Annotated in this window: 25 protein-coding genes; 9 read left to right on the top strand and 16 right to left on the bottom strand. The window is 61.8% G+C overall.

The features are described 5' to 3' along the window. Genes ACQY1P_RS00770 through atzF form a run of 4 tightly spaced genes read left to right on the top strand, consistent with a single transcriptional unit; the run spans position 1 to position 4,379 of the window. A complete protein-coding gene (locus ACQY1P_RS00770; RefSeq protein ID WP_430253451.1) occupies positions 1 to 1,551 on the top strand; it encodes an ABC transporter ATP-binding protein in 1,551 nt (516 codons plus the stop codon). Further along, entirely contained in the window at positions 1,551 to 2,219 is a 669-nt protein-coding gene (locus tag ACQY1P_RS00765; protein WP_430253449.1) for a cysteine hydrolase family protein, read from the top strand. The genes ACQY1P_RS00770 and ACQY1P_RS00765 overlap by 1 nt, the downstream gene beginning before the upstream one ends. Further along, positions 2,212 to 2,565, top strand: a complete 354-nt coding sequence (locus ACQY1P_RS00760; RefSeq protein ID WP_430253447.1) for a cupin domain-containing protein — start codon at positions 2,212 to 2,214, stop codon at positions 2,563 to 2,565. The genes ACQY1P_RS00765 and ACQY1P_RS00760 overlap by 8 nt, the downstream gene beginning before the upstream one ends. After that, complete coding sequence (atzF, locus tag ACQY1P_RS00755) at positions 2,562 to 4,379, top strand: allophanate hydrolase (RefSeq protein ID WP_430253445.1); 1,818 nt, start codon at positions 2,562 to 2,564, stop codon at positions 4,377 to 4,379. The genes ACQY1P_RS00760 and atzF overlap by 4 nt, the downstream gene beginning before the upstream one ends. Before the next feature lie 253 nt (positions 4,380 to 4,632). Here the strand turns inward: atzF and ACQY1P_RS00750 are convergent, their stop codons facing one another. The 8 genes from ACQY1P_RS00750 to ACQY1P_RS00715 form a co-directional block, all read right to left on the bottom strand. After that, the gene (locus ACQY1P_RS00750; protein WP_430253443.1) at positions 4,633 to 5,067 is read right to left on the bottom strand and encodes an RbsD/FucU family protein; all 435 of its coding nucleotides are present in this window, start codon (positions 5,065 to 5,067) and stop codon (positions 4,633 to 4,635) included. 236 nt (positions 5,068 to 5,303) lie between these two features. Further along, positions 5,304 to 6,962 carry an ABC transporter ATP-binding protein gene (locus ACQY1P_RS00745; protein WP_430253876.1) on the bottom strand — a complete coding sequence of 553 codons (1,659 nt, stop codon included), beginning with the start codon at positions 6,960 to 6,962 and terminating at the stop codon, positions 5,304 to 5,306. 23 nt (positions 6,963 to 6,985) lie between these two features. After that, the gene (locus ACQY1P_RS00740) at positions 6,986 to 7,930 is read right to left on the bottom strand and encodes an acetamidase/formamidase family protein (protein ID WP_113111358.1); all 945 of its coding nucleotides are present in this window, start codon (positions 7,928 to 7,930) and stop codon (positions 6,986 to 6,988) included. A gap of 69 nt (positions 7,931 to 7,999) precedes the next feature. Further along, a complete protein-coding gene (locus tag ACQY1P_RS00735; RefSeq protein ID WP_192087466.1) occupies positions 8,000 to 9,628 on the bottom strand; it encodes an ABC transporter substrate-binding protein in 1,629 nt (542 codons plus the stop codon). A 22-nt stretch (positions 9,629 to 9,650) separates the two neighbouring features. Then, entirely contained in the window at positions 9,651 to 10,571 is a 921-nt protein-coding gene (locus tag ACQY1P_RS00730) for an ABC transporter permease (RefSeq protein WP_430253441.1), read from the bottom strand. Next, positions 10,571 to 11,419, bottom strand: a complete 849-nt coding sequence (locus tag ACQY1P_RS00725; RefSeq protein WP_062460046.1) for an ABC transporter permease — start codon at positions 11,417 to 11,419, stop codon at positions 10,571 to 10,573. The genes ACQY1P_RS00730 and ACQY1P_RS00725 overlap by 1 nt, the downstream gene beginning before the upstream one ends. Next, entirely contained in the window at positions 11,419 to 12,000 is a 582-nt protein-coding gene (locus ACQY1P_RS00720) for an ANTAR domain-containing response regulator (protein ID WP_062460048.1), read from the bottom strand. Before ACQY1P_RS00720 ends, ACQY1P_RS00725 begins: the two co-directional genes overlap by 1 nt. Continuing rightward, positions 11,997 to 13,124, bottom strand: coding sequence for a transporter substrate-binding protein (locus tag ACQY1P_RS00715; RefSeq protein WP_430253439.1), 1,128 nt, complete (start codon positions 13,122 to 13,124; stop codon positions 11,997 to 11,999). The genes ACQY1P_RS00720 and ACQY1P_RS00715 overlap by 4 nt, the downstream gene beginning before the upstream one ends. A 686-nt stretch (positions 13,125 to 13,810) precedes the next feature. Between ACQY1P_RS00715 and ACQY1P_RS00710 the strand changes: the two genes are divergently transcribed. Beyond that, the gene (locus tag ACQY1P_RS00710) at positions 13,811 to 13,933 is read left to right on the top strand and encodes a hypothetical protein (RefSeq protein WP_113111353.1); all 123 of its coding nucleotides are present in this window, start codon (positions 13,811 to 13,813) and stop codon (positions 13,931 to 13,933) included. A gap of 99 nt (positions 13,934 to 14,032) precedes the next feature. On the opposite strand, the gene ACQY1P_RS00705 is transcribed toward ACQY1P_RS00710, so the two are convergent. Then, entirely contained in the window at positions 14,033 to 14,650 is a 618-nt protein-coding gene (locus ACQY1P_RS00705) for a response regulator transcription factor (RefSeq protein WP_062460050.1), read from the bottom strand. Continuing rightward, positions 14,640 to 16,544, bottom strand: a complete 1,905-nt coding sequence (locus ACQY1P_RS00700) for a PAS domain-containing sensor histidine kinase (protein ID WP_192087522.1) — start codon at positions 16,542 to 16,544, stop codon at positions 14,640 to 14,642. The genes ACQY1P_RS00705 and ACQY1P_RS00700 overlap by 11 nt, the downstream gene beginning before the upstream one ends. Before the next feature lie 309 nt (positions 16,545 to 16,853). On the opposite strand from ACQY1P_RS00700, the gene ACQY1P_RS00695 reads away from it, so the two are divergent. Continuing rightward, positions 16,854 to 17,840, top strand: coding sequence for an MBL fold metallo-hydrolase (locus ACQY1P_RS00695; protein WP_430253437.1), 987 nt, complete (start codon positions 16,854 to 16,856; stop codon positions 17,838 to 17,840). 1,006 nt (positions 17,841 to 18,846) lie between these two features. Here ACQY1P_RS00695 and ACQY1P_RS00690 read toward each other — a convergent pair. Together ACQY1P_RS00690 and ACQY1P_RS00685 are read right to left on the bottom strand one after the other, a co-directional pair. Continuing rightward, entirely contained in the window at positions 18,847 to 19,125 is a 279-nt protein-coding gene (locus ACQY1P_RS00690) for a helix-turn-helix transcriptional regulator (protein ID WP_246454116.1), read from the bottom strand. Positions 19,126 to 19,153: 28 nt separating this feature from the next. Next, positions 19,154 to 19,723 (bottom strand): hypothetical protein, encoded by a 570-nt coding sequence (locus ACQY1P_RS00685; RefSeq protein ID WP_430253435.1) that lies wholly within the window; start codon positions 19,721 to 19,723, stop codon positions 19,154 to 19,156. 108 nt (positions 19,724 to 19,831) lie between these two features. Here ACQY1P_RS00685 and ACQY1P_RS00680 point away from each other — a divergent pair, with 108 nt between their 5' ends. From ACQY1P_RS00680 to ACQY1P_RS00670, 3 genes are all read left to right on the top strand, one after another. After that, on the top strand, positions 19,832 to 20,605 hold the full coding sequence (locus ACQY1P_RS00680) for an SDR family oxidoreductase (protein WP_200943518.1): 774 nt from the start codon (positions 19,832 to 19,834) through the stop codon (positions 20,603 to 20,605). A 366-nt stretch (positions 20,606 to 20,971) separates the two neighbouring features. Beyond that, the gene (locus tag ACQY1P_RS00675) at positions 20,972 to 22,555 is read left to right on the top strand and encodes a Na+/H+ antiporter (RefSeq protein WP_430253434.1); all 1,584 of its coding nucleotides are present in this window, start codon (positions 20,972 to 20,974) and stop codon (positions 22,553 to 22,555) included. Between the two features lie 135 nt (positions 22,556 to 22,690). Continuing rightward, complete coding sequence (locus ACQY1P_RS00670) at positions 22,691 to 23,698, top strand: Atu2307/SP_0267 family LLM class monooxygenase (RefSeq protein WP_430249672.1); 1,008 nt, start codon at positions 22,691 to 22,693, stop codon at positions 23,696 to 23,698. Positions 23,699 to 23,843: 145 nt separating this feature from the next. On the opposite strand, the gene ACQY1P_RS00665 is transcribed toward ACQY1P_RS00670, so the two are convergent. From ACQY1P_RS00665 to ACQY1P_RS00650, 4 genes are all read right to left on the bottom strand, one after another. Beyond that, positions 23,844 to 24,419, bottom strand: a complete 576-nt coding sequence (locus ACQY1P_RS00665) for an NADPH-dependent FMN reductase (protein ID WP_430253432.1) — start codon at positions 24,417 to 24,419, stop codon at positions 23,844 to 23,846. A gap of 36 nt (positions 24,420 to 24,455) precedes the next feature. Beyond that, on the bottom strand, positions 24,456 to 25,376 hold the full coding sequence (locus ACQY1P_RS00660) for a LysR substrate-binding domain-containing protein (RefSeq protein WP_192087242.1): 921 nt from the start codon (positions 25,374 to 25,376) through the stop codon (positions 24,456 to 24,458). Between the two features lie 85 nt (positions 25,377 to 25,461). After that, on the bottom strand, positions 25,462 to 25,908 hold the full coding sequence (locus ACQY1P_RS00655; protein ID WP_430253430.1) for an SRPBCC family protein: 447 nt from the start codon (positions 25,906 to 25,908) through the stop codon (positions 25,462 to 25,464). Further along, positions 25,905 to 26,648: an SDR family oxidoreductase gene (locus ACQY1P_RS00650; RefSeq protein ID WP_430253428.1), complete on the bottom strand. Its 744-nt coding sequence runs from the start codon at positions 26,646 to 26,648 to the stop codon at positions 25,905 to 25,907. The genes ACQY1P_RS00655 and ACQY1P_RS00650 overlap by 4 nt, the downstream gene beginning before the upstream one ends. Between the last annotated feature and the right edge of the window lie 44 nt (positions 26,649 to 26,692).

Here is a 26,692-nt window from a genome sequence, read left to right as displayed (position 1 = left end):
GTGAGCATTGTTCGCGATACCCCTCTTCCGGAGCGTGGCAAGGCTGCCAGCATCGAAACGTTTGGAATGACCATGCGGTTCGGCACATTTACTGCGCTCGATGGCGTTTCGATCAGCGTTCCCGCCGGTTCCTTTCATGCACTTCTCGGCGAAAACGGCGCCGGCAAATCGACCCTGGTCAAATGCATCATGGGCTTTTACCACGCGACGTCGGGCTCGCTTTCGGTCGACGGACGCGAAGTCGCGATCGCGTCTCCACGGGATGCGGCCACCCACAGGCTGGGTATGGTCTACCAGCATTTCACCCTAGTCCCATCGCTCACCGGGGCCGAGAACCTCGTGATCAGCCGGGCGGAAGTGCCGGCCGTGATCAACTGGGTGATGGAGCGCCGCGAACTCGCTGAATTCATGGAGCGTATGCCGTTCCGGATCCCGCTCGACCGACCGGTAAGCGAGCTTGCCGCCGGCGAGAAACAGAAGCTTGAAATCGTCAAGCAGCTCTATCTCGGTCGGTCTTTCCTCATTCTCGACGAGCCGACATCGGTTCTGACTCCCGCCGAAGCCGACGAGATGCTAGGCCTCGTGCGCGGCATGACGGAGAGCGGCGGACTGACCGTGCTGATGATATCCCACAAGTTTCACGAGATCACCAAATTCGCCGACGACGTCTCGATCCTGCGTCGCGGCAAGCTAGTCGGGACGGGAAAGGTCAGTGACCTCTCGACCGCCGACATGGCAGCGATGATGATCGGCAATGTGAAGCTCGCTGAACTGGACAGCCGCGCGCCTGTCAACCAATCTGCGGAAACGGTGCTCAGGCTCAGCAACGTCAGGGCGCCGGATCGATCTGGGCTGAGGACGATCGAGATCGACGACCTCTCGGTCCGCGAAGGCGAGATCGTCGGGATCGCCGGCATATCCGGCAACGGACAAAAGGAATTTGCCGAGATCCTGTCCGGTCAGCGACCTCTCAGCGCCGGCAGCATCGAGGTCAATGGTTCGGCCTATGGGGCGACCCGTGCCGAAACGCGGGCGAACAACGTGCGTTTCATTCCCGAAGAGCCGCTGCAGAATGCATGCGCACCACGGATGACTGTCAGCGAGAACCTGTCCTTCCGAACCTTCGACCTCAAGGCCGATGGCCGGGATGCACTCTGGCTTTCCAAGGCCGGCATGAAGCAACGGGCAACCGCGCTCATTTCTGATTTCAAGGTGAAGACCGCGTCGTCGTCATCGCCGATCGCGGCGCTTTCCGGCGGCAATGTACAGCGTGCCGTGCTTGCCCGCGAACTGACAGGCGAAGTCGATCTGCTGATCGTTTCCAACCCCTGTTTCGGGCTGGATTTTTCGGCCGTTGCGGAAATCCGTGCTCGCATCATGAAGGCGCGCAATGCGGGAACGGCCGTGTTGCTGCTTTCTGAAGACTTGGACGAACTTCTCGAAATGTCCGACCGCATCATCGTCATTTCCGAGGGACGGCTGGTCTACGAGACGCCGGCTCGCGGCGCCGATATCGGCGTGATCGGGGCACATATGGCGGGGCACCACTGATGTCGATGATCAAGGCCGAACCGTTCGATTTCCCAACACGACCTGCCGAAATGGCGCTTGTTGTCATCGATATGCAGCGCGATTTCGCCGAAGCAGGTGGCTTCGGCGCAAGCCTTGGCAACGACGTCTCTCGCATCACCCGGATCGTGCCGGATGTGAAGCGGCTCATCGAAGGCTTTCGCGCCGCGGGCCTGCCCGTCATCCACACGATGGAATGCCACAGACCCGATCTGTCGGACCTGCCGCCGGCCAAGCGTGATCGCGGCAACCCCGCGCTTCGGATCGGCGACGAAGGGCCGATGGGCCGCGTGCTGATTGCGGGAGAACCGGGCACGGCAATCCTGCCCGAACTCGCGCCGATCGCCGGCGAAGTGGTGATCGAAAAGCCCGGCAAGGGCGCTTTCTATGCGACGGCACTCGGCGAAATCCTTACGCAGAAGGGCATTACTCAGCTCGTCTTTGCCGGCGTGACCACCGAGGTCTGCGTTCAGACGACCATGCGTGAAGCAAACGACCGCGGCTATGAATGCCTGCTCTGCGAGGAGGCGACCGAGAGCTATTTCCCAGAATTCAAGGCCGCCGCCATTGCCATGATCCGCGCCCAGGGCGCGATCGTCGGCTGGACGGCGCATATCGACGACATCCTGAAAGGACTGCCCCATGCCTGAAACGACACGCGCCATGCTGACGTCTGGAGGCTGGAAGGACCTGGACTTCGGACCGTTCCGCAAAGACGTGACCATCCACTGGATCAGACCGTTCGAGGACGACCAGCCCGGCGTGGCGCTCCTGAAATATCAGCCGGGAGCATCCGTGCCGCGCCACCTCCATGAGGGGCTCGAAACCATCCTCGTTCTCGACGGCGTGCAATCGGATGAAGCGGGCGATTACAGTGAGGGCAGTTACGTGGTCAACGCTGCCGGGACCGAGCATTCGGTCTGGAGCAAGGAAGGATGTGTGGTGCTGATCCAGTGGGACCGGCCCGTGAAGATACTTGAAGAGAGCATGGCATGACCTTATCCACCTCCCCAGATCTACCCGCATTCGACATCGCCTCACTCTCGAATTTCTATCGCAACGGCGGCACCGTCACCGAGATCGTCGAGCGCGTTTTTGCCCGCATTGTTGAGGTCAATGACCCCGGTATCTTTATCCACCTGGGCAATAGAGCCGAGATCCTGGCGGAAGCGGAAAAGCTCGGCGCCTTCGATCCCGCAAAGCCGCTGTTCGGCATACCCTTTGCGGTAAAAGACAATATCGACGTCGCGGGCATGCCGACCACCGCCGCCTGCCCCGACTACGCCTACACGCCGGAAAAAGATGCGACCATCGTGCGCCTGCTGAAAGAGGCGGGAGCGCTGGTCATCGGCAAGACCAATCTCGACCAATTCGCCACCGGCCTTGTCGGCCTGCGCTCGCCCTACCCGGTCCCGAAGAATGCCATTGACCCGACACTCGTGCCGGGCGGCTCATCGTCAGGATCGGCCGTTGCCACCGCACACGGTATCGTCTCGTTCGCGCTAGGAACGGACACGGCGGGTTCCGGGCGCATTCCGGCCGGCCTCAACAATATCGTCGGCTTGAAACCAAGCCTTGGCGCCTTTTCCACCACGGGGGTCATTCCCGCGTGCCGGACGCTGGATTGCGTTTCGGTCTTCGCGTTGACGGTGGAGGACGCCTGGACCGTGTTTTCCGTCGCAGCCCGACCGGATGAGACCGACGCCTATTCGAGGGCGATCCCGACCACAGGCTATCGCGCGGCGCCTCCCGTGCTGACGATCGGCGTTCCCGCAGCGGCCGACCTGAGGTTCTTCGGCGACGCGTCGATGGAAGCGGCCTACGCACAGGCCCTCGCCGCACTGACGGGCCTCGGACACAAGCTCGTCGAAATTCCCTTTGCCGATTTCTACGAGGTAGCGGACCTGCTTTACGAAGGCGCCTGGGTTGCAGAACGCTACGCAGCCGTGAAGGACTTCTTCGATGCGCATGAGGACACGTTCCATCCGGTAACGCGCAGCATCTATGGCGGAGCGAAAGCCCTCTCGGCGGCCGATGCTTTCAACGGCCTTTATGCGCTGCAGGCGCTGAAGAAGAAACTCGCGCCGGTCATCGGTTCCGTCGATCTGTTCTGCGTGCCCACGGCACCGCGCCATTTCACGGTCGCGGAGCTGGAAGCCGAACCGATCCGGGAGAATTCCCGCCTCGGCACCTATACGAATTTCGTCAATCTGCTCGATATGTGCGGCATCGCCGTCCCGACCGGCAAGCGACCGGATGGCCTGCCGGCAAGCGTCACCCTTCTAGCGCCGGCCGGCAAGGACGGGCTGACAGCGACGCTTGCCCGCGATCTTCACGCCGCGAGCGGGCTGACGCTCAGCGCAACGGGCTGGCCGCTACCGGCTCCGACCGAGGCACCGCCTGTGGTAACGGCAGATGATCTGATCGATCTGGTCGTGGTCGGCGCGCATCTTTCGGGAATGCCGCTCAACCAACAGCTCATCGCGCTCGATGGAAAATTTTCACGAACGGCGCGGACTTCCGGAGACTACCGCCTTTACGCCCTCGCCGGCACCGTTCCCGCCAAGCCGGGCATGCTGAAAGTGGCCCAGGGACAGGGTAGCGAAATCGAAGTCGAGATCTGGCGCCTGCCCCCCGCAGCCTTCGGCCGTTTTGTCGCGGCCATCCCCTCACCTCTCGGGATCGGCACGATCTCGCTTTCGGACGGAACGTCGGCAAAGGGGTTCCTCTGCGAACAGATCGCGCTCGAGACAGGCGCAAACGACATTAGCCGATACGGAGGCTGGCGCGCCTATTGCAAAAGCGGCTGATTGGTGGTTGCGTGTGGTCTCGACCTAACCTCGATCTGCTTCTAACCTGACAGCACTCGATCCGACATAGCCGCAGACGGCTTCGGTGACATGAACGCCCGCTGCAGCTTGGCGGCCGATAATCGCATCACGCAGGTCGTCAACATGAAGAAGGGCATTCACGTCATGATCGCGACAGCTTTGAATCAGAGATCAAAGGACGCCTAACCATATCAGAAGTCTCGCAAAATCGAACCGATGGCGCCGACGGAAACTAGACGGATCGGATGACGCCCTTTGTGAAAATGAAACAACCAAAGGGCCTGTCATCCGTAGTCGCGACAACAGCGAATGCGCGAGCCGCAACGTCGTAAAACTTCGTCCTCTCGACGGGCTCGAAGTTAACCTGCCGCTCCTCCGTGTCGTTTACTATCTTTTCGACATCGTGATGAACCGACGCGGCGTATCCCAGGTCTCCGTCAGGGACCATTTTAACTACGGGTTTTTCGAGAAAGTCGTCGACCGGCATCAGCTTCAATATATCGGTGATGATTGAAACGAGCGGCACTCCCACAATCGGTAAGACACGTTGATGACGAGAATAAGCTGGGTAGTTGGCATCAACCACAGCCAGACAATCACCGTGCCCCATTGCTGCGAGTGCCCACAGCACATCCGGGCTCAAATGCTTTGGGATGTTCTTCAACATTGTCATACGAGTTCCGTTATAGCTGATAGAGTTGTATCGTTGGTGTGATGGCCAAGGCTATCTGCGGCACAAGCTGTCAAAAAAATCGATGAGTAGCAACGAAATCCGTGTCTTGTGTTCGGCATACGTGTTGACGCTCCAACGTTATCCTCGTCGTAAAGCGTCTATCGTCAGCCGCTGCACCGTGGCAAGACAGTCCCGCATCGAGGTCAGGCAATCCACGAATACGCGTCGCCTTAACCGTGATGCCGACGTGCAGCGGGATCGGGGATCGGCACCGCAGCCATCAACGCCCGCGTATACTCGTCCTTCGGCTGTTCGAAGACGTCTCGGCGGCTGCCCATCTCGACGATCGACCCGCCGCGCATCACCGCGACATTGTGGGACATGCGCTCGATCACTGCCATGTCGTGGCTGATGAACAGATAGGCGATCCCCATCGTCTCCTGCAATTCCAGCATCAGGTCCAGCACGCGCGCCCGCACGGAGACGTCGAGCGCCGCAACGCTTTCGTCGGCGACGATGAGCTTGGGTTCGAGAGCCAGCGCCCGGGCGATGCAGATGCGCTGGCGCTGGCCGCCTGAAAACTCGTGCGGATACCGGCTGGCAGCCTCCGGCGGCAGCCCGACGCGGCGAAGCAGGTCTGCGACCCGGTCCTTCCGCTCGGTTCTGTTGCCGATACCGTGGATGACCAAGGGTTCGGCGATCGCCCGACCGACAGCCATGCGCGGATCGAGCGAGGCATAGGGATCCTGGAAGATCATCTGCGCCGACCGGCGCACCGCCTGCATATCGCGCTGGCTAAGCATGCCGATCTCACGGCCGTCGATCATCACATGGCCGGTGAAGGGAATGAGGCCGAGGACCGCTTTTCCGGTGGTCGATTTGCCCGATCCGCTTTCGCCGACCAGACCCAGCGTCTCGCCGGGCAGGATATCGAAGGCGACGTCGCTGACCGCATTCACAGGCGGCTTGCCCTTGAAAATCCGGCCGGCGACGCTGCCATAGCTGACGCCGAGATCGCGGACATTGAGGACAGGCGACCGATCCGGCGCGGGAAGCGGCTGTTTCGGCTCGGCCGAGACACGCGGCGGACCGTCGGTTCCCGCATGCGCACCAAGGATCGGCACGGCGGCCAGCAATTGCTGCGTATAGGCCGCCTGCGGCCGGTGGAAGATATTGATGACACCGCCCTGCTCGACGATGCGGCCGTTCTGCAGGATGACGACGCGGTCGGCCATTTCCGCCACAACACCCATGTCGTGAGTAATCATGATGATCGAGGTGTCGAACTCGCGCTTCAATTCGCGCATCAGCTTCAGGATCTGCGCCTGTACCGTCACGTCGAGCGCGGTCGTCGGCTCGTCGGCGATCAGCACTTTTGGCCGGCAGGACAGCGCCATGGCGATCATCACCCGCTGCCGCATGCCGCCGGAAAGCTCGTGCGGAAATTGCTTCATTCGGCGCGCCGGTTCGGTCATATGCACCGCGTCGAGCATCTGCAGCGCCACGGCGTCGGCATTGTCGCGGCCCTGATGCTCGCGGATCGCTTCGGTCAGCTGCGCGCCGATCGAGATCACGGGATTGAGCGACGTCATCGGCTCCTGGAAGATCATCGCGATATCGCCGCCCCGCACCGCGCGCATCGCCCGATCGGAAAGCGATGTCAGGTCGCGATCGCCGAGCAGGATCTTACCCGCGGTCACCGTCAGCGAGGCCTTCGGCAACAGTCCCATGATCGACAGTGAGGTGACGGATTTACCCGACCCGGATTCGCCGGCGATGCAGAGCGTTTCGCCCGCCGCCAGATCGAAACTCACGTTTCGCAGAACGGGCTTGCGCCCCTCGGGCGTTCGCGCATCGACATCGAGATCGCGGACGCTGAGGATCGGCATTGCAGCTGTGGCGGAATGCTCGTTCACGCGAAGACGATCCGCGGGAAGTAGAACGACACCACCCAGTTCGGCGCATCGACGATCTCGCTGATCCTGAGATCGCCGCAGACGGAGCAGAGCATATAGGCATCGACCGGGTTCAAGCCGTGTTCGACGGTCAACAGATCGATCATCCGCATGACGCTTTCTCGCGCACCGGTCATCAGGTCCGGCCCGATGCCGGTCGTGACTTCGTATCCGGCGCCGTCGAGATGGCGGGTCACCGGCTCGGTAACCGTAAAGCGCGGCGACTGGAGCTTCGCATCCTTGACCAGCTCGATCGTCGCCTCGACATTCATCTGGCTTTCGATCGCCGTGCCGCAAACTTCGCCGTCGCCCTGGGCTGCATGCGTATCGCCGATCGAGAACAGCGCACCCTCAACTTCAACCGGCAGGTAGAGCGTGACGCCAGCCGACAGGTCGCGGATATCGAGATTGCCCCCGACCCGGCGCGGCGGCACCACCGAATGGGTGCCCGGTTCGGCAGGAGCGACACCGATCGTCCCAGCAAACGGCTTCAGCGGCACCCGTCCGCCGGGGCCAAACAGCGACGGCGCCATGGTAGCGGTATCATAGGTCCAGACATGCAGCGCCGGGTCCTTGAACTGGTCGGCCAGAAGACCGAAGCCCGGAATGTTGGCCGTCCAGCCGACGCCTGACGGAATGAACTTGCGCAGCGTGACCTTCAGCGCATCGCCCGGCTTTGCGCCCTCCACATAAACAGGTCCGGAAACCGGATTGATCTTGCCGAAATCGAGACCGTTCAGCGTCTCCAGCGTCGCATCACGCCCGAGCTGGCCGCCGGAGGAATCCAGGCACTCGAAATGGATCGTCTCGCCCGGTTTCGCGACCACTGCCGGTTCGAAATCCTTATTCCAGCCGAAATTATGCTGAGCGCGATGAATGGTGTGGGTACAGGCTATGCACATGGGGTCTCTCCCTTCATTCTTATCGAAACCCTCCCGGCTTCCTGGCCGGGAGGGTAACTGCGAGAAGGCTTACTGCTTCACGAAGATCGCGTCGTAATTGATGACGCGGGTCGGATCGATGTAGATGTTGTCGGCTCCGCCCATGCGCAGCGACTTGGCGACGACGCGGCGCTCGTTGATCACAGGCACCCATGGCGCATCGGCCATGATGTCCGTGAAGACCTTGCCCCAGGTAGCGGTACGCTCGGCAGCCTTTGCCGGATCGGACATCGAATCGGCCGCAACGGCGCGTGCATCAAGATCCTTGTTGCAGTACCAGGACCAGTTCCAGCCGCCCTGTACCGCGCCGGCGCAGCCGAGGATCGGACCGTAGAAGTTCGAGGCGTCCGGGAAGTCGGCGATCCAGGCCATGCCGCCCGACCAGATCATCGGCGCTTCGCCTTCCGTGCCGCCGGCAGCAATCACGTTCGCCTGGGCAAGCGCCCGGATTTCGGCCTTGACGCCGATCGCTGCCAGATCCTGCTGGATCGCCTGGGCAATGCGCGGCTGCGGATCGGTATTCGTCGAGTAGAGCACCGTCTCGAAACCGTCGGCAAAGCCCGCTTCCGCAAGCAGCGCCTTGGCTTTGGCAACGTCGTAGGCATAACCCGTAAACGACTTGTCGTAACCGGGCATCAGCGGCGGCAGCGGCTGGTTGGCGGGCGTGGCGCGGCCGTTGAGGATACGCGCGACCCGCTCCTTGTTGACCGCCATGTTGAGAGCCTGACGCACCTTGACGTTGTCGAACGGCTTCATCTTGGTGTTGAGCGTGATGTAGCCGGTATGCAGCTGCGCGCCGTCGACAATGATCTGAGCGCCGTCGGGCGAGTTCTTGATTTCCAGGAACTTTGCCGGCGGGATGCCGTCACCGGCGATATCGACCTCGCCTTTCTGTAGACGCAGCAATGCGACGAGAGGTTCCTGGCCAACCTCCACGGTGAACTTGTCGATATGCGGCACGTTCTTGACGTAATAGGCCGGGTTCTTCTCGAACACGAGACGCTGACCGATCGTCCATTCCTTCAGAGTGAACGTACCGGAGCCGACAGGGCTCTTGCCGAAATCACCACCGGCTGCCTCGACGGCTTCCTTCGGCACGACCGAGGCGAAGTTGATGGCGAGCACGTGCAGGAAGGTCGCATCCGGACGCGACAATTTGAACACGACCGTGCCGGCATCCGGCGTCTCGATGCCCGACAATGTCGTCGATTTGCCGCCCGTTACGTCCTCGAAGCCATTGATGGCGCCGAAGAAGCCGGCACCGGGGCCTTGCGTCTTCGGATCGACGGCACGCTCGATCGAGTATTTGACGTCGGAGGCGACGACTTCGCGACCGTTCGAGAATTTTACGCCCTTGCGGAGCTTGAACGTGTAGGTCAGCCCGTCCGGAGCGACCTCAAAGCTTTCGGCGAGCGACGGCACCGGGTTCGGCGTGCCCGGCTCGTAATCCATCAGGCGCGAATAAAGGCTCTTGATCATCGACCAGTTGACCCAGTCGTAACCGATCGCCGGATCGAGCGTGGTGATGTCGTCCTTGTAGGTGACGACGATATCGCCGCCCTGCTGCGGTGCGCCCTGCGCCATGGCGGACATGGTGCCCACGGGGGCGATTGCCACCATGGTTGCCACGGTTGTGTTTCGAAGCCAGCGTTTGAACATGTCGTTCCCCTTTTTGTTGCTGTCAGCGGGTTCTAATGCGCGGGTCGATGACCGGCGCGATGAGGTCTGCAACGAGGTTGCCGAGAATGATGGCGAGCGCAGAGGTGAGCGTCACGCCCATGATGATCGGAATATCCACCTGCTGGATCGCCTGCCAGGCAAGCTGGCCGATGCCCGGCCAGCCATAGACGGCCTCGACCACCACAACGCCGCCCATGAATTGGCCGATATCGATGCCGATCATCGCGATGACAGGCAGCACCGCATTGGGCAGCGCATGGCGCAAGGTGATGCGGCGCGACGACAACCCTTTGGCGCGCGCCGTGCGAACGTAATCCTGGTTCAGCACGTCGATCATTGCCGAGCGGACCATGCGGGCATACCAGCCGGCACCGAGCACGCCGAGCGTGGCGGCCGGCAGAACCACATGGGAGAACGTGCCGTAGCCGCTCATCGGAAACCAGCCGAGCGTCGCGGCAAACACATAAAGCAGCAGCAGCGCCACCACGAATTGCGGCGCCGACACGCCGACAAAGGATGCCATCATCACCAACCGGTCGACGAACCCGCCGCGGCGGACTGCTGCGATTGTTCCAAGGGTCAGACCGAGCACCACTTCAACGACGATGCCGGAAAACATCAGCGTCAGGGTGGCAGGCAGTCGCGCCATGATCAGCGTCGCGACTTCGGTCTTCTGCGCATAGGAGCGACCGAGATTGCCCTGCAGCAGGTTGGAGAGATAGGACCAGAACTGCACCGGCAACGACTGGTCGAGGCCGAGTTCGCGGCGGATGTTGGCGACCGTCTGCGCCGTTGCGCTGCGGCCGGCAATCATCCGGGCCGGATCCGCCGGCAGGGCGTAGAGCAGCACAAAGGTGATCGCCGCGACCCCGAGCAGGATCAGCGCCATCTGCACCACGCGCCGGAGAAAGAGCATCGCCATCAGCCTCGCCCCCGCTGCGTCGGATCGAGAATGTCGCGAAGGGCGTCACCGACGAGGTTGAAGGAGAGTGCCGTCAAAAGGATGATCGCGCCGGGGAAAAACACCAGCCACGGTGCCGCCTGGAAATAGCTCTGGCTCTCGAAGATGATATTGCCCCAGGACGGCTGCGGCGGCTGCACGCCGATCCCGAGGAAGGACAGCGTCGCTTCCAGAAGCACGGTCGTCGCGATGCCGAGCGTGCCCCAGACGATCGCCGTCGGCATCAGATGCGGCAGAATATGCAGGAACAGGATCCGCCCGTGGCCCGCACCGAGCGAGCGTTCGGCCATGATAAAGTCGCGCTCCACCAGCCCGCGGGTTTCGGTATAGACGATGCGGGCGACCTGCACCCAGTTGACCAGCGCGATCACCATCGCGACGATCCAGAGGCTCGGGCGAAGCAGGGCGGCCAGCACGATCGCCAGCAGCAACGCCGGAAACGCCATCATCAGATCGGTAAAGCGCATCAACAGCGTGCCGAAGAAGCCGCGCACGTAACCTGCGACGATGCCGACGAATAGTCCGATCGTGACCGCCACGCCATTGGCGACGAGCCCGATGATCAGCGAGGTCCGGGCACCGTAGAGAAGACGCGAGAACAGATCCCGGCCCAGCGTATCGGTGCCGAGCAGGAACGGTCCGCCCGGCGGCAGCGGCGCACCCTCCAGCGAAAGCCCGTCGAACATCTGGTTGTCAGGATCGAACGGCGCGATCATCGGCGCGGCGAGCGCTGCAATGACGACAGTGAGGACGATGAGAATGCCGAATAACGCGACCGGCTGCCTCAGAAGCTCTTTCATCACCCGCATCAGATTGCCTCCGGGAGCGGTTCGGCGCCGGCGACGATAAAGGCAGCGATCTGCTCCATCGGCAACCGGCGGCGCATCGCGCATTCGCGCAGCGTCCGATAGGCCTGATCCTCGCCGATTGCATGCGAGACCATCAGACGCTCGACCGCCGCATAGACCAGCGGCCTCAGGCGCGAGCGCTCCTCCAGATGCCGGATGCGATCCTGTGCTTCCTCGCGCTCCTGCTGGATGGACAGCGCCATGACGAGCGCGGGATAGACGGCGGAACTGGCGACGGGCTTTGCGATGATGGCGCCCGCCCCTTGCGACAGCGCCCAGGCAATGCGACCGGGCGCTTCCGATCCGAGCAGTGCCACGACGGGGCGAAGCGGTGCCTGCCTGTCGAACGGCAGGAGATCGTCCCAGCCCTGGTCCGCATCGACCATGATGATGTCGGGCAGATCGCTCGAAGACAGCGGCGCCCACTGGACATTTTCTTCGACACCGAGGAGGCGAAGCTGGCGCACGAGCTTTTCGGTATTGCCGTCCTCGCGGTGGAGAATCGTCACCTTTGAGCCGGCGAAAGTCGGGGTCTGCCTCATGACACCACCCGCAGTCTCGGCTGCAGACGATTGCCGCCGGTGAGATAAGGATCTGCCGCAAGCGGCGGCCGCGAAGCGATCACGTCGAAACTGTTGGAACTGTTGATGCGGCCGAGATGGAAGGGCAGCGCCGCATGGTTGGTTTCCGCATCGATGGCAAGCGGCCCAAACAGGCTCGGCCAGGGCTGGCGGCTGAGCTGCTGCCGCACGGCCCGCGGATCGTCGGTTTTAGCAGCTGCAATCGCCGCAAGCGCTAGTTTGACCGCCGTATAGGCGCTCGCAAAGACACTCGAAACCCTGCGCTCGCCGAACCTCGCATGAACATTCTGCTTGAAGCGCGCATTTTCAGACGTCGCCAGCGTATCGAAATAGGAGGCAGCGCAAAGCTGCCCGGTGGCAGCGCCCGGCGCGATATCGCCAAGCTCGCATTCCATCAGATCGCAGCTGACGACCGGGCAGACCTCGGGCCGAAATGCGGGATCCCTGTCAGCCAGCGCCCGCATGGCGGCCAGAAACGCATAGCTGGACGGCCCGATAAGATTGTTCAAAATGAAGCTCGGACGCCGCTGCTCGATCTCCGCGATGATCCGTTCGACGGCGGTTTCATCAAGCGGCAGGTAACGCTCACCGAGAACCTCGCCGCCGGCATTGCCCACCAGCTCGCGCGCCAACCGGTTCATTTCCCAGCCCCAGACATAGTTGGCGCCGACCAGATAGGGCCGCTTGCCATAGCGCGGGATGAGATACTCGAACAGCGGCAGGAGATGCTGGTTCGGACAGCCGCCGAGATAGATGACGCTCTCATTGGCCTCGAACCCCTCGTAGGGGCACATGTACCAGAGAAGACCGTCGTGCTTTTCGATCAGAGGCAGGACTTCCTTGCGGGCAGCCGAAGTGATGGTGCCGACGATGTGGCGGCATCCCTGCCGCAGCAGGTTGCGGGCCCCGTCGAGATAGGCGGCAAGATCCGCATGGGGATCGAAGAACACGGCATCGACGCCGCCATCAGACGCGTCGCCGAATTCGGCAATCGCGAGATCGGCACCGTCGCGCGCGTCCCGCCCCATCGACCCATAGGGTCCGGTTGTCGAAAAGAGAATGCCAATCCTGATCGGGTCGCTCATGCGGGTGCACCAAAACCAAAAAAACCCACAACGCAGATCCCGCACGGGGCGGGGCGATGTGAGGCGAAACTGCCTGGAGACAATCGAAGTCATGTGATGCGGCGGCGCATGCCTATTCCGCGAGCTTGAGTAAAATACAGGCAGCACTGCGTTGTCAAGTGCGACGGGTCTTCGACTTCGACTGTGTTGCGTCCCCAAATTCGGACGTGAAGGTCACATTGTGACCCGCAAGCGGCTCTTCCGGCTTTATCGAGGAGAGTGACTGACGGGCGCAAGCGCGGCGGTCGGAAGCGAGCGATAGGCATACGAACACCGATGCTGATCCCGCTTGCCGCCAACGATCGCTGGTCGCTGGACCTCATGTCGAATCAGCAACGCCGATCGGCAGGTTCCAGGTCTAACGATCGTCGATGATCGCACCAGAGAATGTCCGAGCGTGGTCATGTCGCTCTCCGGCTTGCAGGTTGCCTGTGAACGGGGTCAGTTCGTCGGGAAGCTTGGCAAACGAGGGTTGATTGTCAGCGACAACGTAGCGAGTTTACCAGCGATGCGCTCCCGCAATGGACGCACAGGATCAAGCAGCGATGGCACTACATCGCGCCGGGTAAGCCATTCCAGAACGCTTTATCAAAAGTTTCAATGCGCCGGCCGCGAGATCATCTCTCGAATGAGGCGTCTTCTCGTCACTGACCGAGGTTCCATCAGCTCTCTTGAGCTGGCGCAATGACCACAACGACCATTGCCCACACTCGGGCCTCGGTTGGCTAACACCGGCGGAGTTTTTATCGGATCATCAACCCGCCAGGTGATGAGGTACTGTAGAGCCAGGGTGGCTTCGCCCGCAACCCGCCGCTACCGCCCGGGATACAGCAACCCAAACCCCAGGAGCGAAATTAAACTGGTCGCCATCAAAGTCTATCGGCAATCCTGACGAGATGAGCGACGGATGTCGCCTTCATCTTCTGCATCATATGGCCTCTGTGAAGCTTCACCGTCGGCTCCGCTAGTTGCAGTTCGGCTGCGATCTGCTTGTTCAGCTTGCCGGCGATCACCAACGTCATGATCTGTCGCTCGCGTGGCGTCAGTGTCTGGTATCTCGACGTAGTGGCAGCTCTCGCTGTGCTTTCCTCTCGACGAGCTGCGTCTTCCGCGATCGCGCGATTGACTGCTTCCAGGAGGTCCTGCTCCCGAACCGGCTTGCTGAGAACATCGATGGCACCCGCTTTCATCGCTCGGACCGCCATGGGCACGTCCACATGGGCGCTGATCAGGACGATGGACCGGCGAACACTGCTCCTTGCCAGTTCCTCTTGAAACTCAAGCCCGCTCTGGCCAGGAAGACGGATGTCTAGGACAATACAGCCAGCCTTTTCGGGGTCGTCAGCCGCGATGAACTCTCTCACTGAGCCGTGAGTTTCAGCACTGAGGCCCACAGACTCAAACAGTCCCTTGAGTGCGTCGCGGACGCTCCGATCGTCGTCTATGACGATGACGGTGGGTCGCTTGTTCTTTCTGTCATCGATCAACGGTCGTGTCCTCATACCTGGAAAGCGTGAAGCTCAACGAGGCTCCTCCAAGAAGGTTGGCCGTGGCCCGGATGCGCCCTCCGTGGGCCTCCACGATGGAGCGGCAGATGGAAAGCCCCATGCCTATTCCGTCCGACTTCGTGGTATAGAACGCCTCGAATACCCGATCGAGTTGCTCCGCCGGTATTCCCACCCCGGTATCCGAAACGCTCACCTCGACCTCGCCTTCGCGCAGCGTGCACGCAATGCGGATCAGTGCCTCCGCAGCATCGGGCGTCGCCTCGGCGCTGTTCATGATCAGGTTCAGAAGAACCTGCTGTAGCTGGGTCCGATCTCCGAAGACTTCGACAGGTTCCGGAGGAAGATCCGCGACCACCTGCAGGCCCCGCGACTGCAGCTCTTCCCGAAGAAGGAAAAGCACATCGCGCAGGGTCCTCTTGAAGTCCGTTCTCTCCATTCGCACGGGTGACCTCTGTGCCATGGCACGTATGCTGGCAACGATCTCGCCGGCACGGTGACCGTCATGCACGACCCGCTCGGCGGCCAATCTAGCCTGCTTGAGATCCACGAGCCCGTCCTGAAGCCATCTCAGGCAGGTCCCGGCGTTGGTAACGATTGCAAAGAGCGGCTGATTGATCTCGTGCGCTATTGATACCGCTAGTTCGCCAATGGTGGTCATTCGGGTAACCTGTGCAAGGTTACTTTGGCTCTGACGCAGGGACTCTTCAGCCCGCTTGCGATCCTCGATATCTACCACGACGCCATACCACCGCACGACATCTCCATCCGCGTCGAGCAGTGGATTCTGTTGCAGGTTGAACCACCTGTACTCGCCATCGGCGCGTCTGATGCGGGCATCCACTGGACGCCCCTGCCTTGTTGCGATGATGTCCTCCCAGGTCATGCGCATACGGTCGACATCGTCGGGATGGAACATACGGTAGAAGCCGTACCCGACAATCTCCTCGAAAGGCAGACCGACGAAATCGATCAGGTTCTGGTTCCAGTACTCAAGCTGTCCGTCTGGCGTGCAGGACCAAGCCATGGCAGGGATCGTGTTGATGATGAGGTTGAGCTTGCGTTCGCTCTCCCTCAGCGCGGCCTCGCTCTCTCGAAGAGCATTCTCCGCGTACTGCAGGTTCTCGATGTCGATGTTGACCCCAAACCAGCGTACAAGGCCATTCGCATCCGTAAGCTTGCGACCGGAAAAATAGAACCAGCGGTACCGTCCATCCGCACCACGGATACGGCCCTTTAACTGCGTAAAGTCGGAATGCTCAAGGTCCCGTTTCCAGATCTCCACCATCTCCGGGATGTCATCGGGATGATAGAGGTTCAAAAACCCCCATTCGAGGATTTGATCGGCCGGCAGACCGGCATAGTCCAGCCAACTCTGATTGACGAAGTCAGCACTTCCGTCGGGCCGCGCCGACCAGACGAGGACAGGAAGCGAGTCGATAATAAGTCTAAGGTTCTCTTCGCTGGCCGCGAGTGCCGACTTTGTCTGCTCGAGTTCATCCTCGGCCTTTTTGCGATCCTCTATATCGAGAACGACGCCGTACCATTTCACGACGTTGCCCTCGATATCGAGATTTGGCTTTTGCCGGAGGCTGCATCTGCGAAAACGCCCGTCGGCCCGCCGGATCCGTCCATCGACTTCACGGACGTTCTTTGTCGCCATGATGTCGTGCCATTCCGACGCGAGGCGCGCCACGTCGTCGGGGTGGAATAAACGGTAGAAGTTCTCCCCTGCAATCGCTGCCAAGGGCAGCCCGATAAACTCAAGGAAATGCTGATTTGCGAAATCGAGCATCCCTTCGGACGTTGCTGACCATGCCATTGCCGGGATCAGGTCGATGATCGCATCGGCATTCCCCTGTTTTTGCAAGTCCATCTCTCGGCTCGTGCGCTTCGTCGGAGACTGGAAAGCTAAGCTTTTTTCTAGCGGAGCGTTAGGCCAGATTGATAGACGAAGGTCTAGGTTCGCAGTGCTTTCGTCTAGTTTCGCCTGACCAAGATCCAAATTGAGGCCGGGCCGGATCTAACCTACTCATAGCGTTAACCGGGGACAACGAAGCCTAAGCTCGGACAGCCAGATGATGCGCACCATCATCGAAGGCCTCGGGAACTGCATGCGAAGAAATTCACCCTGCCGGACGTAGCCGAAGGCTGCGAACGTCTTTGGCCAATCTGGAGGAATGTCATGCCTCAACTTTCGCGTCGTGCCTTTGCCAGCGCCCTGCCTATCGGCCTCATCGGGGGAAGCCTGCTGGGTGGGACCCTGCTGCCAAACTCCCCCGCCAGCGCGGCAACACAAACGGCTGGCAGGACGCCTCTATCCGTCACCCCGTCCGCTCAGATCCGCATAGGGCGGTTTACCGTGACTGCCCTGACAGACGGGTATGCAGATATGCCGTATGATTACTTCCCAGGACGCGCGGCGCCCGAGGTGCAGAAGATGGCCAGCGCACAATCCACTGCGCGACCGAGCGGGGTCCGCTTCCTCTTTAACCAGTATCTCGTGGAGGATGGCGAACGCCGCATTCTGATAGACGCCGGTGCGGCAGGTTCGATCGGGCAGACCGGTCGTTTGCCACAGGCCCTTGTCACGCTCGGCCTGCAACCCAGCCAGATCGACGCCGTGATTGTGACGCATATGCATCAGGATCACATGGGCGGCTTGGTTTTAGGAGGCAAGAACAACTACCCTGAGGCAGAGGTCTACATCGACCGTCGCGACGTCTCGCACTGGACCAACCCTGCCAAGCGTGCGGGAGCGCCCGACTACCTTCAGACCAGCTTCAAGATGGCAGAAGAGGTCGTACGGCTTTATCCGAGGCTCCAGGCAATTGACGGGGAGCGGGAGATCATGCCGGGAATTACGATTGTCGATCTGACGGGTCATACCCCCGGCCACGTAGGCGTGCGGGTCGAAGACGGCGGTGAAAGCCTGATCATGGTTTCGGACATGGTTTTCCCGGTCGTGCACCCGGTCGCAACTGACGTCTTCTTCCTGTTCGAACAGGATCAGGCCGCAGCCAAAGCAATGCGTGATCGCTTCTTTCCGCGTGCCGCGTCTGAGGGCGCGCTGATTGCGGCGACGCACATGCCTTTCCCTGGACTCGGCCGTATCGTCGCCGATAACGGGGCGTTGCGTTGGCAGGTGGCAGACTGGGCGTTCCAGGATTAGATCACTCACTCGGAAAGACCGGCACCGACGATCATGCATTCCGGTTGGAGGAGCTGTGAGATGCCCCAATCTGAATGACTATCCCTTCCGACTTTCACGCCGAAGAGCCGTCGAGAAGGTCAAGTGACGCAGACAGATGCAGCCGCCGCGACCCCGCGAGGGTCGCGCTGAAGCGCCGACGACCTCCTCTTCCAACGGCTGCTTGGTCGTCGGCCAGACGCTCATCCCGGTACCGAACTCGGGCTTTATTTTAGGCCACACCTGCTCTTTGGTCTTGAACGGGCCGCAAGGAGCTGCCGTGGAATGTCCATCACCAAATCCCTCGCTCCCAGCGCAGGAAGACGCCATAGAAGCCATGGCGTTCCTCGATCTGCATAGGGTGGCACCAAGTCGCCTTCGCAAAGAGGAGCATTTCGACTGCATTTCCATCAACGGAGGCTGTGCGATCTCGCTCCCGGATGCACCTGTGATCGGCCTTAATCGTGTTCTGGGGATAGCTTGGTCGAGGATCTGGAAACGGGGTATGATTGGCTGCGCCGAAAGTCAGGAACCGCTACCTGCAGCTGAATTTGGACACAGCGTCTGACGAGGTAAGAGACCGGGTCCGATCGAAACATCTTCTCGAAGATGGGCTCGGCTGGACGAAGCTTACACGCAGCGCGAACGCAGGCACCATCCCGGGGGCCAGCCGGGTCCAGACGCGAATGGTACAGTTCGAACAGGCCCCGCTGTTCGGATCGATAATGTGCGAAGGTTTCGGTTTCCCGCCAACCTTGGCAGAACTCTGGTCCGCCATTGTCGGTAAGGATGGTTGGTCGTGCTTCTTTGCGTTGGATGATCGAACGCCGGTAGGAACTGGCGCCATGTACGCGTCCGGCACCCACGCCAACACGATCGTCCCGCTGGCTTGCCCGAGATCGTTAGAACCTGCGCCGCGAACTTCGGCCGTTCACCGGCTGAATTGAAAAGCATGAGACCGTCGGAAACCTCAATGATCCGGACCTCATCACACCCGCAGCGCGCCGGGGGTGAGGCCGTCTTCCCGGCGCATGATGGCCGTCAGGTGGCTTTGGCTGGAGAAGCCGCAGGTAAGTGCGATCTCTGCCAGGGGCAGCGGCCCGTTGACGATCAGTGCACGGGCCTCGTCGAGGCGAAGTCGGGTGAAGTACTGGTGCGGGCTCGTTCCCGTTCGACGCCTGAACGAGCGAAGCAGCTGGCTCGACGAAAGCCCGACCAGCGAGGCCAGGTCCTCGAGCCTGACACCCAGTGTGAGATGCGCCTGCATGTGATCGCGCACCTGTCGGAACTGCCGATCAGACAGCCCACCCAGATCCTTCTGGGGCCGGGCTACGCCGTATTGCCGGATGAGGTGGATGCCAAGCAGGTTGAGAAGCGAGTTCGAGCTCGAGGCCGGCCATCGTGCCATGCGTGCCTGAACGCAGTTCGTCGCGCAGCATGCCACCGATCAACCCGACACGCCGGTCGACGACCGGCAAGGCATCTGCGACGACGGTTGCGGCCGGCAGATCGAGGTCGGACTGGGCGAGACCGTCGAGCCATGGCTGCGACAGCGAGAATGCCGCCACTTCCTTGGGCTCATGCCAGCGCGCCCAGTAGTCTGCGCCTGCCGGAACGATTTCACAGCATCCGCTCGCAGCCGAGGCGGTGCGGATCCGCGTCCCGCCAAGGCGTGACTCGCGGTTGCTGAAGGGCTTGAACGACAAGAGCACGAGATGATGGGGGATCGACTGGCTGATCTCGCCTGCGTTCCGCCGGTTCCACGCCGCCGTCCCGAAATCGGACCGGACGAGCCGACCCCAGTTCGGCACCGGCGTGTCGGCAGTGGCGACATGCGGTACTTCGGGCGGAATGGCATCTGACATGGCTGTCTCCCGTCCAGCGTGCGGATTTACTAACAACGATGCGCGTATCCTGAAAGCCGCACCCCCTCCATGTCGCCTATTCCTTGGTCATCAACAAGGAGAAAGACAATGACGACCAGCGACATGATCAAAAACAACGACGGCCAGGTTGCAGTGGTGATGGGTGCAACGCGCAACCAGGGTCGGGCCTATGCCGTCATGCTGGCGCGCAACGGCTGCCGCGGCGTGGCCGTCCACTATCACGGCGAGGCCTCCCGCGGCGAAGCGGAAGAAACTGCCGCCGAGATCAAGCATCACGGTGCCGAGCCCCTTCTGTTCAGCGCCGACCTGACCCAGGTCGCCGATGTCGCAAGATTGTTCGACGCGGTCGACAAGACGTTCGGCCAGCTCGACATCGTGGTGAACACGGTCGGCAAGGTGGTCAAGAAGCCATTTGTCGAGATCACCGAGGCCGACTTCGACCAGAGCTTCGCAATCAACAGCAAGGCGGCGTTCTTCTGCATGCAGGAAGCCGCAAAAAGGATCGCCGACAACGGCCGTATCATCAACATCGGCACGACGCTGCAGGCGGCAACGACCGGGCTATACGCGATCTATGCGGGCTCCAAGGCGCCGCTCGAACACTTCACGCGCGCGCTTGCCAAAGAGATCGGCCACCGGGGCATCACCGTCAACACCGTAGCACCCGGCCCGCTCAACACCTCCTTCTTCTACCCGGTGGAAAGCGCGGAATCGAAGGCCTTCCTCTCCGGCATGAGCCCGCAGAACCGGCTGGGCGAAATCGACGAGATCACGCCGCTGATCGAGTTCCTGGTCAGCCCAGGCGGCAGTTGGGTCACCGCGCAGACCCTCTTCATCAACGGCGGCTTCATCGCCCGCTGATCCCTCGACTGCACACAACAAGGCTGACGGCCCATCGATCAGGACGTCAGCCGGCATCCAACCCGCCTGAGGCACCGCGAACTCGATCAGGTGTGGCCCGCTAGCGCGACCCATCCTATCTTTTGGTCTGCATGCCCGCGACGAACCACATGGTCGGTTCATCAGCAGCGTTGGGATCAGGCGGCCGTTCTTGCTATGTCGCAAATGCTCAGAGTAACTGCCTTAAGCAGCTGTTCGAATACCTACGGGTGCAGGAGCAGCAATGCACATCCATTGATCTGTTACATACCGTAAATTTTGGGCGACTGGCCCTATACTCTGGAGGTATGCCGCCATCAGAGAGATTGGCACCTTGGGGAGAGAGAGATGCATCCGGCCGAAACGTTCGAACTGGTTTTCACCCTGCTTCTCGCGATCCTCGCCCTGCACTGGTTTGCCGAACGCGCCAAGCTTCCGCCGTCTGTCGCCCTTCTCGTCGGCGGCGGGGCCCTGGCCTTCCTTCCCGGACTGCCGGTGATCGAGCTGGATCCCGAGCTGGTTCTCGTGCTTTTCCTGCCGCCGCTCCTGATGGACGGGGCCTATTATACCGCGCTTGCCGCCTTCCGCCGCCACAGCGCCGGCATTCTGTCGCTGGCCATCGGCGCGGTCGTCTTCACCACCCTGGTGGTGGGACTTGTTGTTCACTGGCTGGTCCCGGCGCTGCCCTGGGCCGCCTGTTTCGCCCTTGGCGCCATTGTTTCGCCACCGGATGCCGTCTCGGCACGGGCGGTTCTGCAGCGCGTGAAGCTTCCCCGCAGGCTGACAACGCTTCTCGAGGGTGAAAGCCTCCTGAACGACGCCAGCGGCTTGGTGCTTTTCCGCTTCGCTGTCGCGGCAGCCCTGACGGGAAGTTTTGATGCCGTGGATGCGAGCCTCGAGTTCGGCTTCCTGGCGATTGGCGGCGTCATGGTCGGCGCCGTCGTGGGTGGGGCCTGGACCTTCCTCCTCCGACGGCTGGGCGACGAGACCCTGATGATCCTTGCCTCCCTGATCCTCGGCTGGGCCGCCTATCTGGCTGGCGAAGCGATCCACGTCTCGGGCGTCATCTCCACAGTCACTGCGGGCCTGGTTTTCGGCTGGTACCAGCACGTCGTCTTTACCGCGAGCGTTCGCATCCGCGCCGGCGCCTTCTGGCACGTCATGGTGTTCCTGATGGAGGCCATGATCTTCATCCTCATCGGTCTTTCGCTGCGCGGCGTGCTGGAGCGCGTCGGGGGATTCGAGACTGTCCTTGCCACCATGGCGGTTCCGGTCGTGGGCGTGATCGTCGCGATGACGCTGGCGCGCTTCGTCTGGATCTTCGGCTGCGACGCCGTTCTGGCGCTGCTCAACCGGCTCGGATTTCCCATCGACGACCCGCTCGGCCCGAGGGCCGCGACGGTGATGAGTTGGGCGGGCATGCGTGGCGTGGTCACCCTCGCTGTTGCCCTGACCGTCCCCGAAACCATGCCAGGTCGCGACCTCATGCTGGTCGCAGCTTTCGCCGCCATTCTCGTCACTGTTCTTCTCCAGGGGACGACGCTTGGGCTGGTTATCCGCGCGGCGAACCTGTCTGATCGGGGCGTGCGCCCGGCATTGAGCCGTGCACAGGCGGAAGCGGCGGTCGCAGCAGCCCAGCTCGTCGCCGTCCGGTCGCAGGCCTATACCGACGACGGAACGCTTGCCCACCCGCGATTGCTCGAGGGCTTCCAGCGGCGCGCCGACCAGGCATTCCAGAACGCGGACGACGAAGACACTTTCGTAGACGAGATCACGGCCCACTACGACCTCGTCCTCGAGGCGGTAAGGGCCGGCCGGGCCGAACTCGTGCGCCTTCATCGCGCCCACCAGATCAGTGACGAAACGCTGCATGACCTGGAGCGGGACCTCGATCTGGAAGAGCTATCGGCGACAGCCGCGAAATCCCTCTGACATGACGCTTGCGGCGTTTACCTCTGTCCAACGTGCTGGACTTAGCGTCCTGCTCGTGTCCCTTCTGATGCCGGAGCCCATGACTCAAAACGATCGCATCACCGGCGATCGACTGCAAATGAAGGAACTATGGTTTTGGAAATCGGAATTGACAGTTTTGCGGCAACCGTCAAGGGTGTCAGCGACATGGATCGCATGGGTTTCCTGCTCGACGAGATCGAGATGGCCGATACGTCCGGCCTCGACGTGTTCGGCATTGGTGAGCACCACCGCAGCGACTATCTCGACAGCGCACCGGCCGTCATCCTTGCCGCCGCCGCCGCGCGGACGAAGTCGATCCGGCTGACCAGCGCGGTAACGGTGCTTGGCGCCGCAGATCCCGTCCGCGTCTTCCAGGAGTTCGCGACGCTGGACCTCATCTCGCGGGGACGGGCTGAAATCGTCGTCGGTCGGGGATCCTCGATCGAGGCCTATCCGCTGTTCGGTCTCGACCTCAACGACTACGATGCCCTGTCGGAGGAAAAGCTGGAACTGCTGCTCGCCCTGCGCGACGAGACCAATGTGACATGGTCCGGCCGGTTTCGGGCGCCACTCGACGGCCAGGGTGTCTACCCTCGTCCTGCCCAGCCAAAGATGCCCATATGGCTCGGGGTTGGCGGCACGCCGCAATCCTTCGCGCGTGCCGGTATCCTTGGTCTTCCGCTGATGGTGGCGATTATCGGCGGGGAATTCCGGCGGTTTCGATCGCTGGTCAATCTCTACCGGGAGGCCGGAGCACGCGCCGGGCACGCGCCCGAAGCACTGCGCGTCGGCATTCATGCGCTCGGCTTCGTGGCCGAGACGGACCGCGAGGCGGAGGATCGCTTCTTCCCCGGCTGGCAGGCGATGTTCACCAAGATCGGCCTCGAGCGTGGCTGGGCACCGTCGACGCGCGCGCAGTTCGACAACCTGGTTCGGCCCGGCGGCGCGTTCCTCGTCGGTGATCCCGATACGGTGGCGGCAAAGATCCGGCAGACGTCCGAAGACCTCGGCGGCATCGACCGGCTGACGTTCCAGATGAGCTCCGCGGCAAGCGACCAGCCGGCGATGCTGCGGTCGATCGAAATGCTCGGCCGCGAGGTGAAGCCACGCCTCTCGGCCTGAGCTAAAGGTCGTTTCTCAAAGCGACTGTTGCCGAGGCGGCCTTTCCGTATGCGCCGGAGGACAAGGCGATGAAAACGCGGGTTCCGACCTACTGAGCCAAAAGGCGCCTGGTCCGTCGGTTATCCGCACGCTTTGCAGGCGGCGTTCAGCCTGAAACTCGGTACCTTTGCGCAAAGTGCGCGAAGGCCGAAACCTGTTTTTCCAGGAAGTGACGCGTGTCGGCGTCGGTCAGTTCCAGCGTTTCGCTGTGCACCTTGGCTGCGACATGCCCGATCATGACCTCCGGCTTGTTGAGAACGGCGGCATCCAGATAAACGAGGATCTGTCGGAGATGGTACTGAGCCCGGGCGCCGCCGAGCATGCCGGCTGACGCCGTCTGGATGGCCACCGGCTTGCCGGAAAACGGCTGGTTCGGCAGCCGTGAAAGCCAGTCCAGCGCGTTCTTGATGCCACCCGGGACCGAGTAGTTGTACTCGGGCGTGACGATGATTACGCCGTCGGCGAGACGGATCGCCTCACCCATCGCCGTCACCTCCGCGGGGAACCCTGCCGCCTGCACATCCTCGTCGTAGAGCGGGAACGTGCCGACCGAGCCGAGTGCCGTGATGGTCACGCCCTCGGGGGCGAGAGACGGCAGGGCGCGAGCGATTGCAGCATTGTAGGATTTATGACGCAGGCTTCCGAGAAGGGTCACGAAGTGCAGCGGCTTAGGTTCAAACATGAAGGCTCCAAATGAGAATGCTGACGAAAAGGCGGATCAAACGGGATCAGAATCCAAATTGACCACTTTCGGCAGCTCGATGATGAGATAGTCGAGAAACGCACGCACCGATGGCAGCACGTAATCCCGGAACGGCAGGACGGCGGTGATCTCCGCCTTGCCGGCCAGCCATTCCGGCATGACCCTTTGCAATCTGCCCTCAAGCACGTCTTCCCGGCAGATGTAACCGGGAAGCGCCGCGATCCCGATGCCGTCTGCCGCAGCCTGTTTCAGCATGATCAGGTCGTTGCCCGCCATTCGTGGCTGGACGGGAAGCACCCGGTCGCCGATCACGGGATGGCTGAGCTTCCACACCGTTGCCTGCCCGGGACGGTGCATCGCCAGAAGGTCATGCTCCGATAGGTCGTCCGGTGTCTTCGGTTCGCCGCGACGCTCGATATAGCTCGGCGCTGCGAAAATGAACCAGGGCGCCGGAGAGAGCGTCCGCTGCACCAGGGCCGAATCGGTCATCTGCCCCTCGTGAGCCCGGATCGCGAGATCGAAGGCGCCGCCGATGATGTCCGTCTGCTCGTCGCCCGTGTGCTGGACTAGCTGGATTTTCGGGTGGTCGATCGCGAACTGCGGTATGATCTGCCGCAGGACATAGACCGAGGTCGCGATTGCCGTCGTGAACTTGATAACCCCCGTCGGCTCCTCCAGCCTCTGGCGCACCGCGTTCTCGGCGATGTCGGCGTTTTGAAGCATGACAAGCGCGTGGCGATAGAAGAGAGTGCCCGCTTCGGTCAGCGTCTGCACCCGTGACGTTCGATTGATCAGCCGGACGCCGAGGGCGGCTTCAAGCTGCTGCAACCGATGGCTGAGTGTCGACTTCGCAACGCCCGTGCTGCGGCTTGCAGCTGTCAGGCCGCCGCTGTCGACGACCTGGACGAAGGTACGGAAATCATTGAGGTCGAGCACGGGTTCAGTCCCTTTACGAGATCGGCGCAAAGACCGCCAAAGGCCGTTTGTTGATGGGCCAATTCCAAGGAGACCACGACAAGCATTAGAGAGACGCCCTGACAAGCGCAACCCCGAGATGATCGGCCAGCCCTCTAGATGCCGCCGCAAACGCCGAGAGGTTGATCCCCATCACCACCTCCGAATCGATCCCATCCACCGGGACGAACGACGCCTCGAAGCGGATGCTGGCTTCATCGGCGCTCTCGCCGGGACGAACCAGGATCTGGTTCGTCTGGGCGCTGACCGGGATGGGAAACGTCACCATCTGGTAGGTGAGATGACGCGCCCCGTCATCACTGGATATCAGCAGCTCGCGGACAGTCGTCCCGTCGGTCGTGACCAGCTCCCGTTCTCCGTCGGCGAGCAGACGGCTTTCACGCGCAATCGGGTTCCACGAGGCGACCGCTGCGAAATCGCGAACGACGGACCAGATCCGTTCCGGGCTTGCGGCAAGGGTCGCGGTATAGGCAGCGACATAGCTCTTGCTCATACCCGTGCTCCACCGTTGGCCAGAACATGCTGCCCCGTCAGCCAGCGTGCCTGGTCGGAAGCTAGGAAGGCGACGACATCGGCGATCTCGTCGGGTTCGCCAAGGCGTCCGAGTGGCGACCCGGCCGCAATCCGGTCACGCTCTTCCTGCGGCGCATCCTTGATGAACTCGGTGTTGGTTGCGCCGGGCATGACCGAGTTGACGGTAATCCCGCGGTGACCCAGCTCTATCGCCAGAACCTCGACGATCAGCTTCGATCCGGCCTTCGAGGCCGCGTGCAGGCCCATGCCCTGTGCCGTGAACGCGGTGGTCGAGGTCGAGATGTCGATAATCCTTCCGCCGTCCCGCACCCGCTTGGCCGCTTTCTGGAGCACGAAGAACGAGCCCTTGGCATTGAGACCAAAAATTCGGTCAAAATCCTCTTCCTTCACGTCGACGACCGGCACGCCGATGAACGGCAGCCCGGCATTGGCGACCACGATGTCGAGGCCGCCGAAGGCCGTATCGACCTCGTCAAACAGCCGCCGGATATCCGCCATATCGGCCACATCGGCCTGGAAGGGACGCGCCACGCCGCCGGCCTCCTCGACGGCCCGCACCGCTTCCGCCGCTTCCTCCGGACGGCTGCGATAATTGATCGCGACCGTTGCGCCCTCGCGGCCGAGCCGTTCGCCGATCGCCCGGCCGATGCCGCGCGATGCTCCGGTGATCAGCGCCACCTTGCCTTTAAGAGATGTCATGAGAATGCTCCTTCGTATGTGGGCGATGATGGGCGAGACCGTCG

Source organism: Neorhizobium sp. DAR64872/K0K18 (assembly GCF_050500175.1).
Lineage (GTDB): Bacteria > Pseudomonadota > Alphaproteobacteria > Rhizobiales > Rhizobiaceae > Neorhizobium > Neorhizobium soli.
This window is presented reverse-complemented; position numbering and strand designations above follow the sequence as displayed.

Excerpts from the sequence above, each read along its gene's own strand:
- ACQY1P_RS00765 (WP_430253449.1), top strand. The coding sequence starts at position 1,551 with ATGTCGATGATCAAGGCCGAACCGTTCGATTTCCCAACACGACCTGCC.
- ACQY1P_RS00760 (WP_430253447.1), top strand. The coding sequence starts at position 2,212 with ATGCCTGAAACGACACGCGCCATGCTGACGTCTGGAGGCTGGAAGGAC.
- atzF (WP_430253445.1), top strand. The coding sequence starts at position 2,562 with ATGACCTTATCCACCTCCCCAGATCTACCCGCATTCGACATCGCCTCA.
- ACQY1P_RS00750 (WP_430253443.1), bottom strand. The coding sequence starts at position 5,067 with ATGTTGAAGAACATCCCAAAGCATTTGAGCCCGGATGTGCTGTGGGCA.
- ACQY1P_RS00745 (WP_430253876.1), bottom strand. The coding sequence starts at position 6,962 with ATGCCGATCCTCAGCGTCCGCGATCTCGATGTCGATGCGCGAACGCCC.
- ACQY1P_RS00740 (WP_113111358.1), bottom strand. The coding sequence starts at position 7,930 with ATGTGCATAGCCTGTACCCACACCATTCATCGCGCTCAGCATAATTTC.
- ACQY1P_RS00735 (WP_192087466.1), bottom strand. The coding sequence starts at position 9,628 with ATGTTCAAACGCTGGCTTCGAAACACAACCGTGGCAACCATGGTGGCA.
- ACQY1P_RS00730 (WP_430253441.1), bottom strand. The coding sequence starts at position 10,571 with ATGGCGATGCTCTTTCTCCGGCGCGTGGTGCAGATGGCGCTGATCCTG.
- ACQY1P_RS00725 (WP_062460046.1), bottom strand. The coding sequence starts at position 11,419 with ATGCGGGTGATGAAAGAGCTTCTGAGGCAGCCGGTCGCGTTATTCGGC.
- ACQY1P_RS00720 (WP_062460048.1), bottom strand. The coding sequence starts at position 12,000 with ATGAGGCAGACCCCGACTTTCGCCGGCTCAAAGGTGACGATTCTCCAC.
- ACQY1P_RS00715 (WP_430253439.1), bottom strand. The coding sequence starts at position 13,124 with ATGAGCGACCCGATCAGGATTGGCATTCTCTTTTCGACAACCGGACCC.
- ACQY1P_RS00700 (WP_192087522.1), bottom strand. The coding sequence starts at position 16,544 with ATGGACTTGCAAAAACAGGGGAATGCCGATGCGATCATCGACCTGATC.
- ACQY1P_RS00695 (WP_430253437.1), top strand. The coding sequence starts at position 16,854 with ATGCCTCAACTTTCGCGTCGTGCCTTTGCCAGCGCCCTGCCTATCGGC.
- ACQY1P_RS00690 (WP_246454116.1), bottom strand. The coding sequence starts at position 19,125 with ATGCAGGCGCATCTCACACTGGGTGTCAGGCTCGAGGACCTGGCCTCG.
- ACQY1P_RS00685 (WP_430253435.1), bottom strand. The coding sequence starts at position 19,723 with ATGTCAGATGCCATTCCGCCCGAAGTACCGCATGTCGCCACTGCCGAC.
- ACQY1P_RS00680 (WP_200943518.1), top strand. The coding sequence starts at position 19,832 with ATGACGACCAGCGACATGATCAAAAACAACGACGGCCAGGTTGCAGTG.
- ACQY1P_RS00675 (WP_430253434.1), top strand. The coding sequence starts at position 20,972 with ATGCATCCGGCCGAAACGTTCGAACTGGTTTTCACCCTGCTTCTCGCG.
- ACQY1P_RS00665 (WP_430253432.1), bottom strand. The coding sequence starts at position 24,419 with ATGTTTGAACCTAAGCCGCTGCACTTCGTGACCCTTCTCGGAAGCCTG.
- ACQY1P_RS00655 (WP_430253430.1), bottom strand. The coding sequence starts at position 25,908 with ATGAGCAAGAGCTATGTCGCTGCCTATACCGCGACCCTTGCCGCAAGC.
- ACQY1P_RS00650 (WP_430253428.1), bottom strand. The coding sequence starts at position 26,648 with ATGACATCTCTTAAAGGCAAGGTGGCGCTGATCACCGGAGCATCGCGC.